The following is a 17,748-nucleotide window of genomic DNA, read 5'->3' on the forward strand; positions in this document are numbered from 1 at the left end:
AAATGGCATCAATTAGAGTAGAAGCTGAAAATTATAAACCTGGAGCGCAGGGTGTAGCTTATTACGACAAAACACCTGGTAACGACGGTAACAAGTATCGAACCGACGCAGTAGATATTTATGCGTCAAACAGTGCTGGTGGAGGCTATGTAGTAGGTTATACTGAACCTGGAGAATGGCTAACCTATGACGTAAATATTCCTTCTGCTGGAACTTATTCCTTAGTTGCGCGTGTGGCATCGGCAGCGCAAAATACTTCTATGGGACTAAAAGTCTCTACAGGTTCTGGACAGCAGAAAACAGCACAATTTTCTCCCACAGGCGGTTGGACTACCTGGCAAAATGTCAACATTGGGCAACTAAACCTCAGTGCCGGTCAAAATACTTTACGTGTAGATATACTCGGCGGTAGTTTCAGTTTCGATTACCTGGAATTGGTTTCTGATTCGACTTCCTCTTCAAACTCAACACCCACTAATACCACTCCAGCGTCTACTGCTCCAACAACAAGCTCAACATCTACTACCATAACGCCTACAGCGCCAACAACAAACCCTACACCTGCGACTAGCTCCACTGTCTCCATAAATCCTGCTGTTGTTACAGGAACAAGCACTACTCGGATTGAAGCCGAAAATTATAAATCTGGAGCGCAGGGAGTTACTTACTACGATCAAACACCAGGTAATACTGGCGGTAAGTATCGCTCAGATGGAGTAGACATTTATGCCTCTAGTAACGCAAGTGGCGATTATCTGGTTGGTTACACTCAGGATGGAGAATGGTTAACCTATGATATGGACGTTAGCACAGGTGGAACCTTCAACATAGTTGGTCGTGTAGCATCAGCCGCCAGTGGTTCTCTGGGTGTAAAACTGTCGGTAGATGGAGGGCAGCAGCGCACAACACCATTCTCTGCCACAGGCGGTTGGACGACTTGGAAAGATGTTAACTTTGGCTCTTTTAATTTAAGTGCTGGTAGACATACTCTACGGGTAGATTTACAAGGCGGTTTTAGTTTAGATTACCTAAATTTAATTCCTGGAAGTACCTCCACGCCTCCCGCTCAAACACCAACTCAACTATCAAACAGTCAGGTTGGTCAAATCATTAATAGTCGTATAGGCAACAATACTTACAGAGGTACAGATGGAATTGAGACAATTTCTTATCTAAACTCATCTAGTGCGATCGCCGCTAATCTAAGTACAGGAGTCGTCACGCACAAATTTCCTGGCTCATCACTCAAACCAATCAAGATTATGCCCACAGGAGATTCCATCACCTTTGGACTAGCTAAAACTGGAGATGCAGGATCTTATCGCGATGATTTGTGGGGATTGTTAACAAATAATGGATATAATGTAGACTTTGTGGGACCACAATCGACCGGTCCTGATGGCTTTGACAAAGATCATGCAGGATTCCCAAATTGGTCAATTGGTGATATTTCTGGTTCAATCAACAACTGGTTAAGTACCTACCAGCCAGATAAGATCTTGCTCACAGTTGGGACAAATGATATTCTGCGGAGAATTAATCCGACTGAAGCACCTGAAAGACTAAGCAATCTAATCGATCAAATTATTACTCAGTTGCCTGATATTCAAGTATTAGTTGCCGCAGTACCACCAGTTGCTCAAGGCTATTATGATGGCGTCTTCACACAGCAAATTGTCCAATATAATTCCACCATACCCGGAATTGTCAACTCTAAGGTTTCTGAAGGCAAAAACGTCACTTATGTGGATCTTTTCAGTTCATTAAAAGACACTGATGTACCTGATGGAGTTCACCCCAATCAGGCTGCTAACGTCAGAATTGGTCAAAATTGGTATAATGCGCTTGTGCAAAGCAACACCACAACAGATAACTTGAGCAAAATTGAAAACATCATTGGTTCCAAATTTGACGATGTAATTATTGGCAATCAAGCAGAGAATATTATTAATGGTGGAGGCGGTAATGATACACTCACAGGTGGTGGTGGTAAAGACGTATTTGTACTCAAACCTGACCAAGCAACAGTAAGAATCACTGATTTTATGATCGGGCAAGATTTATTAGGTATATCAAACGGGTTGAAGTTAGAACAACTAGACTTTGCTCAAGCAACTGGAGCAAATTTCCGGGATGGTGTCATTGAGTACAAAGGTAAACAATTAGCGGTATTAAGTGGAGTACAAGCAGGTTCTTTAGCAGCAAATTCCTTTATTACTGTATAATGTGACGAATTTCAAAGCTGAACGGGGTGTCTGCCATTTTGATTGAATTATGTGAAAAATACATTATTATTGCATCAGAAAAGAAGAACGAATGCTTATGACTCGCACTCAAATAACTGATACACTTTGGATTGGCGATCGCTGCCCACTAACTTTAATTGGTGGTCCCTGTGTGATAGAGTCAGAGGACTTCACCCTGAAAATGGCCCAAGAAATACACAAAGTGTGCGATCGCTTAAAAATCTCCTTCATCTTCAAATCTTCTTTCGACAAAGCCAACCGCACCTCAATCAACTCATTTCGGGGACAAACCCTAGACGAAGGATTAGAAATTCTGCAAAAAGTCAAACAAAAGATCGGTGTACCAGTACTAACCGATATTCACGAAAGTTATCAAGCTTCCACAGTAGCAGAAGTCGTAGATATTCTCCAAATTCCAGCCTTTCTCTGTCGCCAGACTGACTTACTATTAGCAGCAGCAGCCACTGGTAAAGCCATCAACGTCAAAAAAGGGCAATTTCTCGCCCCTTGGGATATGAAAAACGTTGTGCGCAAACTAGAAGCAGCAGGAGCAAAAAACATTTTACTTACCGAGCGAGGCACATCCTTTGGTTACAACACCCTAGTAGTAGATTTCCGTTCACTACCCCAAATGAGAGAACTAGGCTACCCTGTAGTATTTGATGCCACCCACAGCGTACAAATGCCAGGAGGACAAGGAGACAAATCTGGTGGGCAACGACAATTCGTACCATTAATGGCAAGAGCCGCCGCCGCCGTAGGCATAGACGCCTTATTCATGGAAATCCACGAAAATCCAGACATTGCCCTAAGTGACGGTCCAAACATGGTGCCATTAGCAAACTTAGAAGAAATCCTCAAACCAATTATAAACATTCACAACTCTTTACAAACACCACTGGCGATTGCATGAGTAACAACTCCCAGTCTGAACTTCACACACGTTTATCCCAAGTTAAACTGCTAGTACTAGACGTAGACGGCGTATTAACCGATGGAAGTCTTTACTACACTGAAACTGGAGAAGAGTTAAAAAAATTTAACGTCAAAGATGGGCTAGGAATTAAATTAGTAATGCAAGCAGGAATTGAAGTAGCGTTCATCACCACCAGCACTTCTCTTGCCGTATTGCACCGAGCCAAAAAGCTAGGTGTAAAACACGCATTTATTGGTACTGAAAATAAACTAGCCGTCCTCAAAAAACTCTGTGAAGATTTAAATCTATCCCTATCTCAAGTCGCTTATATTGGAGACGATCTCGTTGACTTACCTGCCTTGCGTGCGGTAGGATGTCCTATCACAGTAGCTGATGCCATGCCAGAAAACAAAGATTGTGCGGTATACGTTACAACCTTAGCTGGTGGGCAGGGATGTGTCCGAGAGTTTTGCAATCTTTTAATTGCACAGATTACATATTAATACAGTAAATTTTCCAGATTGGCAAGATATCCCCTGAAAAAGTGAGTAGACAATGCTGTAGGGGAATCATGAGCGATCGTCAAGTTATTAGACGGATTATTACTTGCCAGGGGAGCATTCAACTGGTAACAGCCCTTTCAGTATTAAGGTATAGAGAAAAACAGCAAAATTTCAATCATACTTATGAGAACTACCTAGTCATTTATGACCTAAATACTCCTGAAAAGCAAATAGAAGAATTTGCTGCCTTCATCAAAAAAATGGCTGAAAAGCTTCTAGATTGGCAGAAAATTACTTACATTAGTCCAGAAAAGCTCAAAAATATCTCTGACAAATTAACCTCCACCCGCCCTGCCAAGTTATATCAGATAGTACATTCTTTAGTAGGAACTGAATTAACTGAAGAAATCTACCTATGTAGAAATTGGCAATTTGGTAATCAACTTTTCATCAATGCTTACCAATCAGCCGAAAAAATTTGTTACGGAGATAGCATAGGTATATATTTTTCATCCAACGCAGCAGCATTTTTTGCCGCGTCTACTGAAGAACCTCAAAAACACCAGTTATCTTTGCCAACCTTGATTTTTAACTGGATACGCTCCTGTAAAAATCAAGTCAAAACCTTAATAGAAGGTTGGAAAGAGCAACTAAAACTCAAAACGGTGCTAGCAACCATAGAGTTTGATCGAGGCTACTTTGTCTTACCTGAAATTATGGGCGAAGTGCCGCCTATGTCAACAGTAAAGTTAGATAAAACTTATATATTAGAAAACTTTCAGCGATTAAGAAGTTTAGCAAATCCAAATTATGTTGCTCAAACTAAAGAAAAAATAGCAGGTTTTCCTGTCGTTATCCTACTAACTTCTAATCTATCTGAAGCATGTCGAATCTCTGTGGATGATGAGATTATTGCCTATCGTGAATTTTTAATTTCTCAAGGCATAGAAGATACAGTTTTAGTCATCAAACCTCATCCCAGAGATGATATCACAAAAATTGAGAGATTAAAACTCAGTTTAACAGATTTGTTTATCCACATATTAGTTTTATGGGAGCCAGAATTATTCTTTTTACCATTTGAAGTATTCTTTTTAGAGGCTTTTTTATCAGAACAAAAAATCTTAAACAATAGTATGAAAGTTTTAGCAGTTAGTTCTGCTTGTATATCTCTTAAACTACTGTTTAATGTTCCCAGTATAGTTGGCTTTGGTGACAAAATTACTTCTAATTTGTTTTATGAAAATTACATTGCTGGTAGATTAGCTCATGAACACGAGCTAAGAACAGCAGTTGAAAATTTGAATTTAAACGAAGAATCAGAAACCAGGCTTATCAAAGAAACTTGGTAACTTTTTGTCTTCCCTTCTGCCCTCTGCCCTCTGCCCTCTGCCTTTCTTATTATATGTTCATTTATCTAGAGTCAATGAAATATCTTAACCTTGGCTGTGGTAGCCGCTACCACCCGGAATGGACTAATGTTGATTTTACCTCAACAGGAGAAGGTGTAATTGCTCATAACCTCGCTAAAGGCATTCCCTTTCTTGATGGTTCCTTTGATGTTGTCTATCATTCCCATGTTTTAGAACATTTTTCTAAAACAGCAGCAGAGGTATTTTTACGGGAATGTTATCGTGTTTTACGTCCTAAAGGTATCTTAAGAGTAGCAGTTCCAGATTTAGAGCAGATGGCTCGAACTTATTTACTGGCGCTGGAGCAAGCCAGTGCTGGTTCTCAGGAATGGGCAAATAATTACGAGTGGATTTTACTGGAAATGTACGATCAAACTGTCAGAACCTCCAGCGGAGGAAGAATGGCAGCTTATCTTTATCAAGGAAACATTCCTAATCAAGAATTCATCCTTAAACGTTGTGGTACGGAAGTTAAAAACTTGATCGAAGCTGGGCATTTACGTCAACAAGTACCTCTACCAGCACCACATAATCAATCAAAGCGATTGTTAAAGCAGGCATATCGCTTCTTTCGCTATCCCCACCATCGTCGAGAATCATTACTCAAGATTATTTTAGGTAAAGAATACAATGCATTACAAGTCGGACGGTTTCGCCAAAGTGGCGAAGTTCATCAGTGGATGTACGATCGCTATTCCCTAACTACTATATTAGAACAAACTGGCTTTCAAAACATCATTCAACAAAGTGCAACTGAGAGTTATATCCTGAATTGGGTTAACTTTAATCTCGATACAGAACCAGATGGCACAGTTTATAAACCAGATTCCATCTTTTTAGAAGCCATTAAACCTGGATAAACCTCATAAATTTGCTGAAAAATCCCAAATGTATCCTTCAATATCAGTAGTAATTCCTTCATACAATCAAGGACAATATATAGAAGAAACGCTCCTTTCAGTGATTGGGCAACAATATCCTAACTTAGAGATATTGGTAATCGATGGAGGTAGTACAGACAATACTGTAGAAATTATAGAAAAGTATGCAAAACATATTTCCTACTGGCACTCAAAAAAAGATAATGGACAATCTGATGCTATTAATCAGGGAATAAATCTTAGTTCAGGTGAGATAGTGTGTTGGCTTAATTCCGATGATATGTATCTGCCAGGTACATTACTAGATGTAGGTAAAAGGTTCATCGGTTATACAGATAAAAATTATCTCATATACGGAGCCGCAGTTACTATTGAGCAAAGCAATGAAAAATTATACGGTGGCGCTCAACTTGCTGCACCTTTTGAAGCATTTAGATTAACATATGATGATTTTATTGTCCAACCAAGTAGCTTCTGGACACGAAAGCTATGGCAAAGTACTGGAGAAATAAACATTAACTATAACTATATACTGGATTGGGATTGGTTTATTAGGGCATCAAAATTTACATCTTTTGAATATGTACACAGATTTTATTCTGTGTATCGATTTCACCCGCAACATAAATCAGGTAATGGAGGGGCAAAAAGACGAGCAGAAATTATAGATGTAGTGAATAAATACTCATCAAAATATTGGTGTAATTTGTATGAAGAAATCAATATGTATTATGAAGCGATCGCATCTCGTAATCAATTGATGCTGAAATTAAAAGTTCCCAGACGACATGCTATGTTACCAATATTTTTTCCGAAAATATTGTCAAGAGTTCAACACAAGCAAGATTTTCTTACAGCCTTATTTATGTATGGTATCTGATCTGAGGGAGAAAAGTATTAATGGACAATCTCAAAGTCCTACATATCAATACATGGGGTGGCATTGGTGGAGCATTTATTGCAGCAAATCGCCTTCACGAGGGTTTGTTAAAATTAAGTATTGATTCTCAGCTAGCTTATGGAAGAGTAATAAATAATAGTGATTCAGAAATCAAGGAATTAAGTGAATATATAAAAATTAATCAGAATCAAAATATAATTGAAAGGTTTTGGATTAAATTTTTCAAAAAACTAGGATTAAACGACATTGGTAATATTTCCTCGTTTAAACTAAAAAATCATCAGTATTTCCAGCAAGCAAATATTATAAATTTTCACAATCTTCATAGTGACTATTTCTCCTATCTTGCTCTACCAGAATTAACAGCAAGTAAACCTACTATCTGGACTTTACACGATATGTGGGGTTTAACTGGACACTGTGCTTATAGTTATGACTGTATGAAGTGGCAGAATGGATGTGGAAAATGTCCCTATCCAGATACCGAGCCATACATTCAAAGAGATGCAACTCATACGGAGTGGAAACTGAAAAACTGGATTTACAACCGCTCAAATCTAACTATAGTTGCTCCTAGTAACTGGCTAGCTCTGGCAGCAAAGCAAAGTATACTTGGGCGCTTCCCAATTCATCACATTCCTAATGGGATTGATACAGAAGTTTATCAACCTCTTGACTCAGGAGAGTGTCGCCATATCCTGGGTATTCCAACAGGCAGAAAAGTTTTGATGTTTGGAGCGCAAAGTTTGACAAATATCCGCAAAGGAGGTGATTTGTTACTGCAAGCACTTTCTCACTTACCCTTATCTGTGAAAGCTGAAACTGTGCTATTGACTTTAGGTGACGGCGGTGAAGAAATTTCTACTCAAGTGGGAATGGATACGTTGAACCTTGGTTATATTAGCAGCGATCGCCGCAAAGCTATTGCCTATTCTGCTGCTGATTTGTTTGTTTTTCCTACCCGTGCTGATAATCTCCCCTTGGTATTGCAAGAGAGCATAGCTTGTGGTACTCCAATGGTTTCATTTAAAGTTGGTGGCGTTCCTGATTTAGTACGCCCTGGTATTACAGGCTACTTGGCTACCGCAGAGGATGCTCAGAATTTATGTAATGGGATTGTGCAGCTATTAGAAGATGATACTTTGCGCGAGCGGATGCGTCAAAATTGTCGAGCGATCGCACTTGCAGAGTATTCTTTAGAGCTTCAAGTACAACGGTACATTAATTTGTACCACCAAGTTTTAGAGAAGAGTAAAAGAGGCTAAAACATTGAAAACTATTGCTCTATTTGACTATTTTCAATATGGTCATCATCTTACCTTCCTCAGGTTATTTAGTAAAACATTATTGGAAATGGGTTATCAAGTGATGACTTTCTGTCCGGAGCCTGAGCTAGTCAGCAAGTGGATTGCGCAAAACTACCCACAGGAAACTAAACATTTTCATACCTTTAAAGTTCCAGAATTTAAGATACCTGTAATGCCAATTATTGGCAACCTACCTCAACCACTCGTAACACTAACTAGATGGCAGCATACTGCTGCTGTGATTAAAAAAGCATCTTCAAAGATGGGATTTTCACCAGATTTAGTTTTTCTCAATTGGCTTGATAGCTACTTCAGCAATTACTTAACTCATCAAATTATAGAGCGTGTTTTTCCTTACTCTTGGTCGGGAATATATTTTCATCCTAACAACTTACTATCGAAGCAACATTATTTGCCCATAACTGGTACTCCCTTGATTCATTATGGTGTTGCCTTGTCTTCTCGGTGTTGTGGTATTGCTGTTCTTAATGAGATGGAAGCCAAGAAAATAGAAGATACAATCAAAAAGCCAGTAATTATCATTCCAGATATTGCCGATGAATCGCCTCCTGATCTCAATTATAGTATTGCTCAACAAATTTGTAGTCAAGCTGGTGAGCGAAAAATCATCGGCTTGTTAGGTATATTGAGTAAACGTAAGGGACTGTTAACACTTTTAGAAGTAGCGCTACAGTCAATGCAAGAAAATTGGTTCTTTATATTTGTCGGACCTTTGGTAACGAGTGATTTACTTCCTCAAGAAGTTGCCAGAATTGAGGAGATTGTGAATTCAAAACCAAGTAATTGCTTTTTTCATTTTGAGCATATTCCTGATGGAGCGCCATTTAATGCACTAATTAATGTTTGTGATGTTTTGTTTGCTGCCTATGAAGATTTTCGTTCTAGTAGTAATACTATAACTAAAGCAGCAGTTTTTGAAAAGCCCATAATTGTTAGTGATGGTTTTTGTATGGGTGAAAGGGTGAAAAAGTATCAGTTAGGGATAACTATTCCCCAAAAAAATGTACCTAAATGTATTGAAGCATTGCATCATATACTAGAAAAACCAAATACTCAGAACCCAGATTTTGAAAGTTATAGAAATTTTCACTCTATTAAACAACTACGTTCAGCATTTGAAGAGATTTGCCAGACAATAAGTTAGATGAAAGGAGTAAAATGAAAGTATTACATCTAAGTACTTTTGACACACTGGGTGGTGCGGCTCGTGCTTCTTATCGATTGCATCAAGGTTTACAAAGAATTGGTGTAAACTCACAAATGCTAGTGCAAAAAAAGTTTAGTGACGATAGAACTGTAATTGCTACAGAACCAAAGTCAGGAATAAAAAGAGCGCTCGCCAAATCAAAACCACTATTAGAAGGTTTACCATTACAGTTATATCCCAAGCGAAACACCACAATGTTTTCCACAGAGTGGTTGCCTGATGCACTTGCCCCGAAAATTGCTCAACTTGCACCAGATATCATCAATCTGCACTGGGTAGGCAATGGGTATCTACACATAGAAACTCTAACTAAACTTAATCAACCAATCGTTTGGACTCTTCTGGATATGTGGGCTTTCACTGGGGGATGTCACTATAGCGAAAAGTGCGATCGCTACACTGACTCCTGTGGAGCTTGTCCTCAACTTGGTAGCAGTAATCGAGATTTATCATATAATATATGGCAACGTAAAGCCAAGGCTTGGGGTAATTTAGATATAACAGTTGTTGCCCCTACTCAGTGGTTAGCTGATTGCGCCAAAGCTAGTTCTGTTTTTAGAAATGTACGAGTGGAGGTAATTCCCTTTTGTCTTGATACCAAAAGTTATAAACCAATCAACCGTCAGCTAGCACGACAACTACTAAATTTACCGCAAGATAAACAACTAGTACTTTTTGGGGCGATTAGTGCAACTAGCGACGAAAGAAAAGGATTTCATTTACTGCAAGCAGCTTTAGAAAAATTGGGTGTGTCAGAATGGCAAAAAAAAGTAGAGCTTGTCGTTTTTGGTGCGTCTCAACCTGAAAAACCAATTAATTTTGGCTTTAATTCTCACTATTTAGGTCGTTTATACGATGATATTTCCCTGGCGATCGTTTACTCGGCTGCTGATGTGATGATAGTGCCTTCGATTCAAGAAGCATTTGGGCAAACTGCATCTGAGGCTCTTGCTTGTGGTACTCCAGTAGTTGCATTTGACGCCACTGGTTTAAAAGATATTGTTGAGCATCAGCACAACGGTTATCTCGTCAAACCCTATGAAATTGAAGACTTGGCGGATGGAATAGTCTGGGTGCTGCAAGATACAGAACGATACCAAAAATTGTCTCAATCAGCTCGTTTAACAGCTGAGGGCAAGTTTGCCTTGGAAATGCAAGCACACCATTATCAATCTTTGTACTCTGAGATTCTTAAAGAAAGTGATAAAAAATATTATTAGAACTTGGACGACGGAGACAAACGGGCTAACAGATGGACAAATAACCTGTACTTATGCGGAAATTCCCGAAATATTTGACAGGTTTCATAGGTATTTTGCCCAACAGGGAATTGGGATAGAAAATTACCTTGCCTTAGAATGCGATAATTCCGTAACCAGTGGGCTAGTATTGCTGTACTTACTCTCCTCTGGGTACAGTTTTTTACTGTTATCCAAAGAAGCTAATTTCTCCCCAGCACCAAATACAAAGCGCCTTGTCCAACCATTCTGCTCATACAGGATTGCAACCGAAAGTACTATAGGCAAAGATGCTGTTAATCTCAAACATCCCGAACAATTTTTGCGCCTAGTTAAGAATGAAGATTGTTCGAGCGATCGCCACTACAGCAATCACGCTAGTCATGAACTCTATTTGCGCACATCAGGAAGTATGGGGAGTCCCAAAATGGCAGTACACTCCCACAAAAAACTGATGGAAAACGCTCTCAACTGTGTGCAGCGATTGAAACTTCAGCACGATGACAGAATTGCAATTCCCGTTCCCATCACACATATGTACGGTTTAGGGGCAGCTTTTCTTCCTGGTGTGGCTGTTGGTGCATCAATTGACTTACAACCAAGTGCCAACCTACTCAGGTATTTACAACGGGAGAAAGAATTTAATCCCAATGTTACCTTCCTAACACCGACTTTTTGTGAAACCTTAATTAAAGGCCGAAAATCTTCGCGGTTCTACAAACTGACTGTAGCAGCAGGCGATCGCCTCAAGGAAGATACATTTACTCTCTATGAATCCCGTTTTGGTTGTTTAGTGAAATTATACGGCAGCACAGAAATGGGAGCTATAGCAGCTGCTAGTCCAGACGATCCAGCGTCACTGCGGATTAAAACTGTTGGTAAACCCATGCCAGGAGTGCAAATGCGCGTAGACGAAGAAATCGAGGGCATCGGCGAAATTTGGTGTCAGCACCAATGGGGGTTCGAGAGATATATCGATGAAAATGGTAACTCAAATAGTCAAGGAGTACAGACTCAAACTGATTGGTTCCGCACCAAAGACTTGGGTCGATGGATAGATGGACACATAGAAGTCCTTGGTAGATGCGATCATAGCGTCAATAGGGATGGTTTTCTGGTTTTCTTTTCAGATGTAGAAAAAGCAATGGAAACAATAAAAGGTATCGATTCTGTTGTCGTCGTTTCCAAAGGAGAAAGCCAACGAGGGAAAGCAATTGTAGCCTATTGCGTTCTCACCCCTGACACAAATATTGCGTCATCAGATATCAAAGCAGCTTGTTTCCATATTCTACCAAAGCGTGCAATTGCCGATCGCATCTTTATTGTTAAATCCTTACCAATGCTACCCAATGGCAAAATTGATCGGCAAAAACTTATCAATATGGAAGATCAAATAAACGAATCATAAATAGAGAGGTAAAAAAATGTCTGAAATAGTAACTCAACTAAAAACCATCATAGCAGAAGAACTAGATGTCAATCTTAAGGTAGGAGAAATAGATGAAAACGCCTCCTTATTTGAAGAAGGATTAGGACTTGACTCCATTGCAATTGTTGAACTCATATCTTTAGTCGAGCAACACTTTAACTTTCAGTTTTCTGACTCTGAACTAACCCCTAATTATTTCAGCACCATTAACAACTTAGCCAACTTTATTTCTCATAAAATAGCATCCAAAAAACTGGAAACCTCAACCACTCCCTTTATCCCATAAAATTACCAATAACAGGAAAAAACATATGTCCTTAACTACTGAACTAACAAAGCTAGAACCAAAAAGATTACCTTTAATTCCTAACTATCCACCTTTTCGACAATGGAAAAAAACTACAGTCGAGGAAATGTTAGGAGAAAAACCAATCAACATTTATTTACACATTCCCTTCTGTACCCAAAGGTGTGCTTTTTGTTACTACAAAACCGTTGACTTAAAAGAAAGACCAGAAGTCGAAGGGTATGTAGCTACTCTGTGTAAAGAAATCGAGATGGTAGCAAAAAGATTTCATTTAAGCCACAGACAAGTTGCTTCCATCTATTTTGGAGGTGGAACCCCTTCGCTATTAAAAGAGCATCATTTCGAGCGGCTAGTTGAGTGCCTTCATCAAAATTTCCGGATTGAAAATCCCCAGTTTACTGTTGAAGCTGAACCTCTAACCGTTTCAGAAAGCAAAATGAATACCCTGATTAAATTGAAAGTTAATCGTCTCAGTATGGGGGTGCAATCATTTTGCGATGACATTATTAAGCTCAGCGGACGGGGACATGACGAAAAACAGGCTTTTAGAGCTATAAAAATTGCACAGCAAGCAGGTGACTGGTCGATTAATATCGATCTGCTCAGTGGATTAGCAGGAGAAACTGAAGAAACCTGGACGCGGAGTGTAGAATGCGCTCTTTCAACAGGAGTAGAAAGTATTACCGTTTATAAGATGGAAGCTTTTTCCAACACAGAATTTTATAAGTCTGGAGTGAGAGAAAAAACTTTAGAATTACCATCTGATGAGCAAGAATTGAAATTCATGCAATACGCGATGAAGCAGTTTGAGAAAGTCAATTATTTGCCGTGGAGCTTTTTTACCTTTACAAAAAATGGTCACTATATCAATCAGTACACCAAGAATATTTTTCAAGCAACAGACCTTTATGGTTTTGGCGCATCAGCTTATGGGGTTTTGGGTGACACACTACTTCAAAATACCAGCGACTTAGAAAAATATACAGCCACTGTGGAAGCAGGTGAAATTCCTCTAGCGCGGGGCTATCGTTTAAATAGCTTAGAGCAAATGATGCGAGAGGTATTGTTAGAAATGAAGCTGCTTTGTCTGGATTTAGGAGATTTTCAAAAGCGGCATGGTTTCAAGTTAGAGTCATTATGCGCCCCAACTCTTAGACAACTTGAGTTAGAAGGATTTATTTCTGTATCAGAAAAAGAGATTAAGTTAACATCAACAGGAATTCTTTATGGAGACTACGTAGGACAAACTTTAGTTGATTGTTTGAAGAAAATGTGTTGAGATGACTAAGTAATTACAAATCATTTTTTCTGGAGGTAATAAGGTGAGAATTGCTATTTGCTCTCTCTCCCAATTTACTTATATTGCTGAGTTTTGTGATGCGGCACAATGTTTAAATGAAAAGCATGAAGTTTGCTATTTTTTGGGATTTTATTGTCAAAATTCCATTAGGTTATTGGAGCAGAAAAATCTGTCTTATCAAGTTGCTATGGATGAGCAGGTAGATATTACATCTATGTTAACAATTCCCGCAACAGCAAAATATGCGTATGAGATATTTAAAAGTTATTTCTTTAAACATGCGGAAGTGATGCTGCCATATCTCATTAAAGCTCTTAAAGCTTGGAAACCTGATTTAATTTTGTCTTATTTTCGAGATTATGCAGGTATGACAGCGGCAGAGATTTTAGATATCCCAATGGTATCTTTTGGCAGCGCTGGTTCAGTTTTCCGAGTTGAAGGAATAGATCCTCCATACGGTTCAGGCGTTAGTAGAGAAGCGCCTAAGCGACTATTACAATTGATGTGGAAACTCCATCACGAATTCAATCATAAACTGGATTGGGTATATAATGAAACAATCAGACGACCCTATGGACTTGATGATGCTCATAATGTTAGTACTCTCCACTCAAACAAACTCTTCTTACTTTCAACAATCTCGTCTTTAAGCAATAAATACTCTCAGGAACCGCCATACATAAAATATGTTGGTCCGCTTTTTTCGGGGAAAGTTAAATCACGAGAAATTGATGACACTGATGCGATCGCCTATATCAATTCTCTGCCACAACCTAGAGTTTTTATGGTTCTTGGCACTACCCATGCCGAACTAATAATTGAGAAATGTCTCGAAGCACTGTTAGCTTTTCCTGGTAGCGTTATTGTGAGCTTAGGAGGTAAAACAGTTGCTCATATTAGTTCGCTACTCAAAAGCAAAAACGTAACATGGAGTCCTTTCTTCTCTGATTTGAATCAAGTCTTAAAACTAGTAGATGCTGTGATTACAGTAACTGCACCTAAAACAGTTTTAGCTTCACTTGCAGTAGGTAAGCCTTTAATATGTTTACCACAACAAGGAGAGCAATACGAACTAGCGTATCGACTTCAGTCACTTGGCGTTGGTGAAATACCTTGTCCAAAGCGTTGGGATGCTCAGGCATTTGCATTTATTACTGAGCAGGTAGCCACCGAGTCAAAATATATCAAAGCTGCCTCTATTTTACAGGCAGAAATTGAACAAAGTGGAGGAATAAGTGAAGTGGTTAAGGCAATTGAAGCTTTGTAAAAATTATCTTTATTCTTAATAATAAAACAGATTTTATGAAATACCCTTTTTCTGAAATTACTAACGACAATGATTTGAGCCAGAACCATTCAGAAAAAACTCCTTCAGATTTTTGGAAAGCTGTGAGGACTAACATTAAATTAAAGCATCAGACTCCGATCATTAAACCCGTTTCACGAGATGGAAACTTACCTCTTTCCTTTGGACAGGAAAGACTATGGTTATTCGATCAGTTGCAACCCGGTAGTTCTATCCATAATATGCGTGCTGCTTATCGCCTCCAGGGTTTACTCAACATCGCCGCATTGGAGCAGAGCTTTGTGGAAATTGCGCGACGCCACGAAATTTTGCGCACCACTTTTCCGGTTATAGATGGACAACCAGTTCAAGTCATCTCAAAAGATATCGCCTTGAAACTTCCAGTGGTAGAACTCCAAGAACTCCCTACTTCTCAACAAGAGATTAAAGTTCAACAGCTCATCACTGAGGAGAGCGATCAATCTTTCGATCTTGCAAGTGGACCATTATGGCGCGTCAAACTTCTACGCCTAGCCGAAGAAGAACACGTCTTACTCCGGACAGTACACCATATTATCTTTGATGGCTGGTCTTATGGCGTGTTCATGCGGGAGGTGGCAGTACTCTACGAAGCCTTTTCTACAGGTTCGCCTTCTCTGCTTCCTGAACTCCCAATCCAGTATGCCGATTTTGCTCAATCGCAACGGCAGTGGCTTCAAGGTGAGATGCTAGAGTCTCACCTTGACTATTGGAAGCAGCAACTGAGCGGCAGTGTTCCAACCTTAGAGTTGCCCATCGACAATCTACGTCCGTCAGTCCCAACTTATCGAGGAGCAAGTCAATCTTTGGTGCTATCGGAGACTCTCACTAAAGCTGTTAAAGCACTGAGCCATCAAGAAGGAGTTTCTTTGTTCGTCACTTTGCTCACAGCGTTTAAGTCCTTGCTCTACCAATATACGGGACAGAAAGATATGATTGTCTGTTCATCCGTCGCTGGTCGCCATCGAGTCGAAACCAAGAAGTTAATTGGGTACTTCAATAATTTAGTTGTGATGCGTACTGACTTATCTGGAAACCCAAGTTTTCGGGAGCTAATGAGTCGAGTTAGCCGAGTTAGCTTAGGAGCCTACCAACACCAGGAGTTGCCTTTTCAAAAGCTAGCGGATTTCCCCAATTTAGTTCGCACACCACTGCATCGAGGGATGTTTGTCTTACAGAATACTCCTCCTCAACCTTTAGAACTAGCAGATATAGCCGTAAGTCACTTGGATGTGGGGACGGAGGTGGCGAATTTTGATTTATTCTTATCTATGGAAGAGAAAGGGGAAGGACTGAGGGGGGTACTTTACTACAAGACAAACCTGTTCAATTCCACTACCATTACCAGTATGCTGGAAAATTTCCAGATCTTACTGGATTTTGTTGTTCAAAGCGATCGCCACCTCAGTGACTTACCACTTTTAGCATCAGAAAAATTACCTCAATTAATTAACACCCTCGGAGCGCCTGAGCAAAACACACAAAACTCAGAAGATTCTTTTGTCGTAGTCACTCAGGATGAATTAGAACTGCAATTGATCAAAATTTGGGAAAAAGTTTTAGGTATCCAACCTATTCGAGCGCGAGACAATTTCTTTGAGTTGGGAGGGCATTCCCTGGCAGCTGTACGCCTCTTCACAGAAATTGAAAAAACCTTCGGCAAAAATCTGCCCCTAGCTACCCTTTTCCAAGCAGCGACAGTGGCAGAACTAGCTCAGATTATTCGTCAAAAAGACTGGTTAGCACCTTGGTCATCCTTAGTAGCCATTCAACCACATGGTTCTCAACCGCCTTTATTCTACATCCATCCAGTCGGTGGCAATCTGCTCGTGTATCGAGATTTAGCACTTTCTCTCGGTTGTGATCAACCAGTTTATGGTCTGCAAGCCAAAGGACTTGATGGGAAATTTGTTCCCATTACTAATATTATGGAGATGGCAGACCACTACATTACCCAAATACGTAGTATCCAACCTCATGGTCCTTATTTTCTCGCTGGATTATCTAGTGGAGGGATGGTAGCTTGGGAAATGGCTGTGCAGTTCGTTGCCCAAGGTGAGAAAGTCGCAATGCTGGCTTTATTTGATACTCCTGGTTCAGGATATCCCAAGCTGTTGCCACCAATTCCCAGATTTTTCTCAGTTTTAAATTGGGTAGTGCTTGATTTTCTCAGTATGCCCATCACACTTTTAGCGAAGTTAAAACAATTGGGAGTTAAATATACATTGGCAAAGATTCTCGGCAGATGGGGGATGTTCTCGTTACTTGATGAGGATAACCAAATTCAATATCTGAACGTGCAAAGCCAAATGAGACGCTCCATTGATGGGTACAAAAGCAATTCTAGTCAGGGAAATTTTTGGAAAAAGTGGCTCAATTTTTTCACCATCTTTCTGTTAAAAAATTCTTCTAAGTCTTACTACGCTAATACATTCGCTGGTGGACTATACTATGATGCTATTAGTTATTTACCAACAGCGCTGCAAAAGGTTCAACAAGCTAACAGGCAAGCCGGAGAATCTTATACACCGCCAATCTATCCTGGTCACGTAATTTTGTTTCGTGCCAGTGAGCGCCCTCCTGGTATTTACCGCGATCCGCAACTAGGCTGGGGTGGTATGGCAGAGGGGGGAATGGAAATTTATGAGATTCCCGGCGATCATACATCAATTATGAAATCACCACTGTTAGCTGCACAATTACGGGCTTGCTTAGAAATTGCTCACAAAGGTGAAGTATAGTTACGCAGGGAAAAA

General features: G+C 39.8%; 14 protein-coding genes. All 14 read left to right on the forward strand.

Features of this window, described 5'->3' with window-relative positions:
- Positions 1-2 precede the first annotated feature (2 nt).
- The 14 genes from ICL16_RS36255 (at position 3) to ICL16_RS36320 (ending at position 17,733) form a co-directional block, all read left to right on the forward strand.
- Positions 3-2,225: a carbohydrate-binding protein gene (locus ICL16_RS36255; RefSeq protein ID WP_190836431.1), complete on the forward strand. Its 2,223-nt coding sequence runs from the start codon at positions 3-5 to the stop codon at positions 2,223-2,225.
- Positions 2,226-2,322: 97 nt separating this feature from the next.
- Positions 2,323-3,159, forward strand: a complete 837-nt coding sequence (kdsA, locus tag ICL16_RS36260; RefSeq protein WP_190836432.1) for a 3-deoxy-8-phosphooctulonate synthase — start codon at positions 2,323-2,325, stop codon at positions 3,157-3,159.
- Positions 3,156-3,665 (forward strand): KdsC family phosphatase, encoded by a 510-nt coding sequence (locus ICL16_RS36265; protein WP_190836433.1) that lies wholly within the window; start codon positions 3,156-3,158, stop codon positions 3,663-3,665. Before kdsA ends, ICL16_RS36265 begins: the two co-directional genes overlap by 4 nt.
- Before the next feature lie 68 nt (positions 3,666-3,733).
- Positions 3,734-5,017 (forward strand): polysialyltransferase family glycosyltransferase, encoded by a 1,284-nt coding sequence (locus ICL16_RS36270; RefSeq protein WP_190836434.1) that lies wholly within the window; start codon positions 3,734-3,736, stop codon positions 5,015-5,017.
- 74 nt (positions 5,018-5,091) lie between these two features.
- The gene (locus ICL16_RS36275) at positions 5,092-5,937 is read left to right on the forward strand and encodes a class I SAM-dependent methyltransferase (RefSeq protein WP_190836435.1); all 846 of its coding nucleotides are present in this window, start codon (positions 5,092-5,094) and stop codon (positions 5,935-5,937) included.
- Positions 5,938-5,965: 28 nt separating this feature from the next.
- On the forward strand, positions 5,966-6,838 hold the full coding sequence (locus ICL16_RS36280) for a glycosyltransferase family 2 protein (protein WP_190836436.1): 873 nt from the start codon (positions 5,966-5,968) through the stop codon (positions 6,836-6,838).
- Between the two features lie 20 nt (positions 6,839-6,858).
- Positions 6,859-8,124, forward strand: a complete 1,266-nt coding sequence (locus ICL16_RS36285; protein ID WP_190836437.1) for a glycosyltransferase family 4 protein — start codon at positions 6,859-6,861, stop codon at positions 8,122-8,124.
- Positions 8,125-8,128: 4 nt separating this feature from the next.
- Positions 8,129-9,331, forward strand: a complete 1,203-nt coding sequence (locus ICL16_RS36290; protein WP_190836438.1) for a glycosyltransferase family protein — start codon at positions 8,129-8,131, stop codon at positions 9,329-9,331.
- A gap of 14 nt (positions 9,332-9,345) precedes the next feature.
- Positions 9,346-10,614, forward strand: a complete 1,269-nt coding sequence (locus tag ICL16_RS36295; RefSeq protein ID WP_190836439.1) for a glycosyltransferase family 4 protein — start codon at positions 9,346-9,348, stop codon at positions 10,612-10,614.
- Positions 10,595-12,040 (forward strand): AMP-binding protein, encoded by a 1,446-nt coding sequence (locus ICL16_RS36300; protein WP_190836440.1) that lies wholly within the window; start codon positions 10,595-10,597, stop codon positions 12,038-12,040. Before ICL16_RS36295 ends, ICL16_RS36300 begins: the two co-directional genes overlap by 20 nt.
- Before the next feature lie 16 nt (positions 12,041-12,056).
- Entirely contained in the window at positions 12,057-12,347 is a 291-nt protein-coding gene (locus tag ICL16_RS36305; RefSeq protein WP_190836441.1) for an acyl carrier protein, read from the forward strand.
- A 25-nt stretch (positions 12,348-12,372) separates the two neighbouring features.
- Positions 12,373-13,647, forward strand: a complete 1,275-nt coding sequence (locus ICL16_RS36310) for a coproporphyrinogen-III oxidase family protein (protein WP_190836442.1) — start codon at positions 12,373-12,375, stop codon at positions 13,645-13,647.
- A gap of 43 nt (positions 13,648-13,690) precedes the next feature.
- On the forward strand, positions 13,691-14,935 hold the full coding sequence (locus ICL16_RS47490; protein WP_190836443.1) for a glycosyltransferase: 1,245 nt from the start codon (positions 13,691-13,693) through the stop codon (positions 14,933-14,935).
- Positions 14,936-14,970: 35 nt separating this feature from the next.
- Entirely contained in the window at positions 14,971-17,733 is a 2,763-nt protein-coding gene (locus tag ICL16_RS36320; protein WP_190836444.1) for a condensation domain-containing protein, read from the forward strand.
- Positions 17,734-17,748: the final 15 nt, after the last annotated feature.

The organism is Iningainema tapete BLCC-T55, assembly GCF_014698965.1.
GTDB classification, from domain to species: domain Bacteria; phylum Cyanobacteriota; class Cyanobacteriia; order Cyanobacteriales; family Nostocaceae; genus Iningainema; species Iningainema tapete.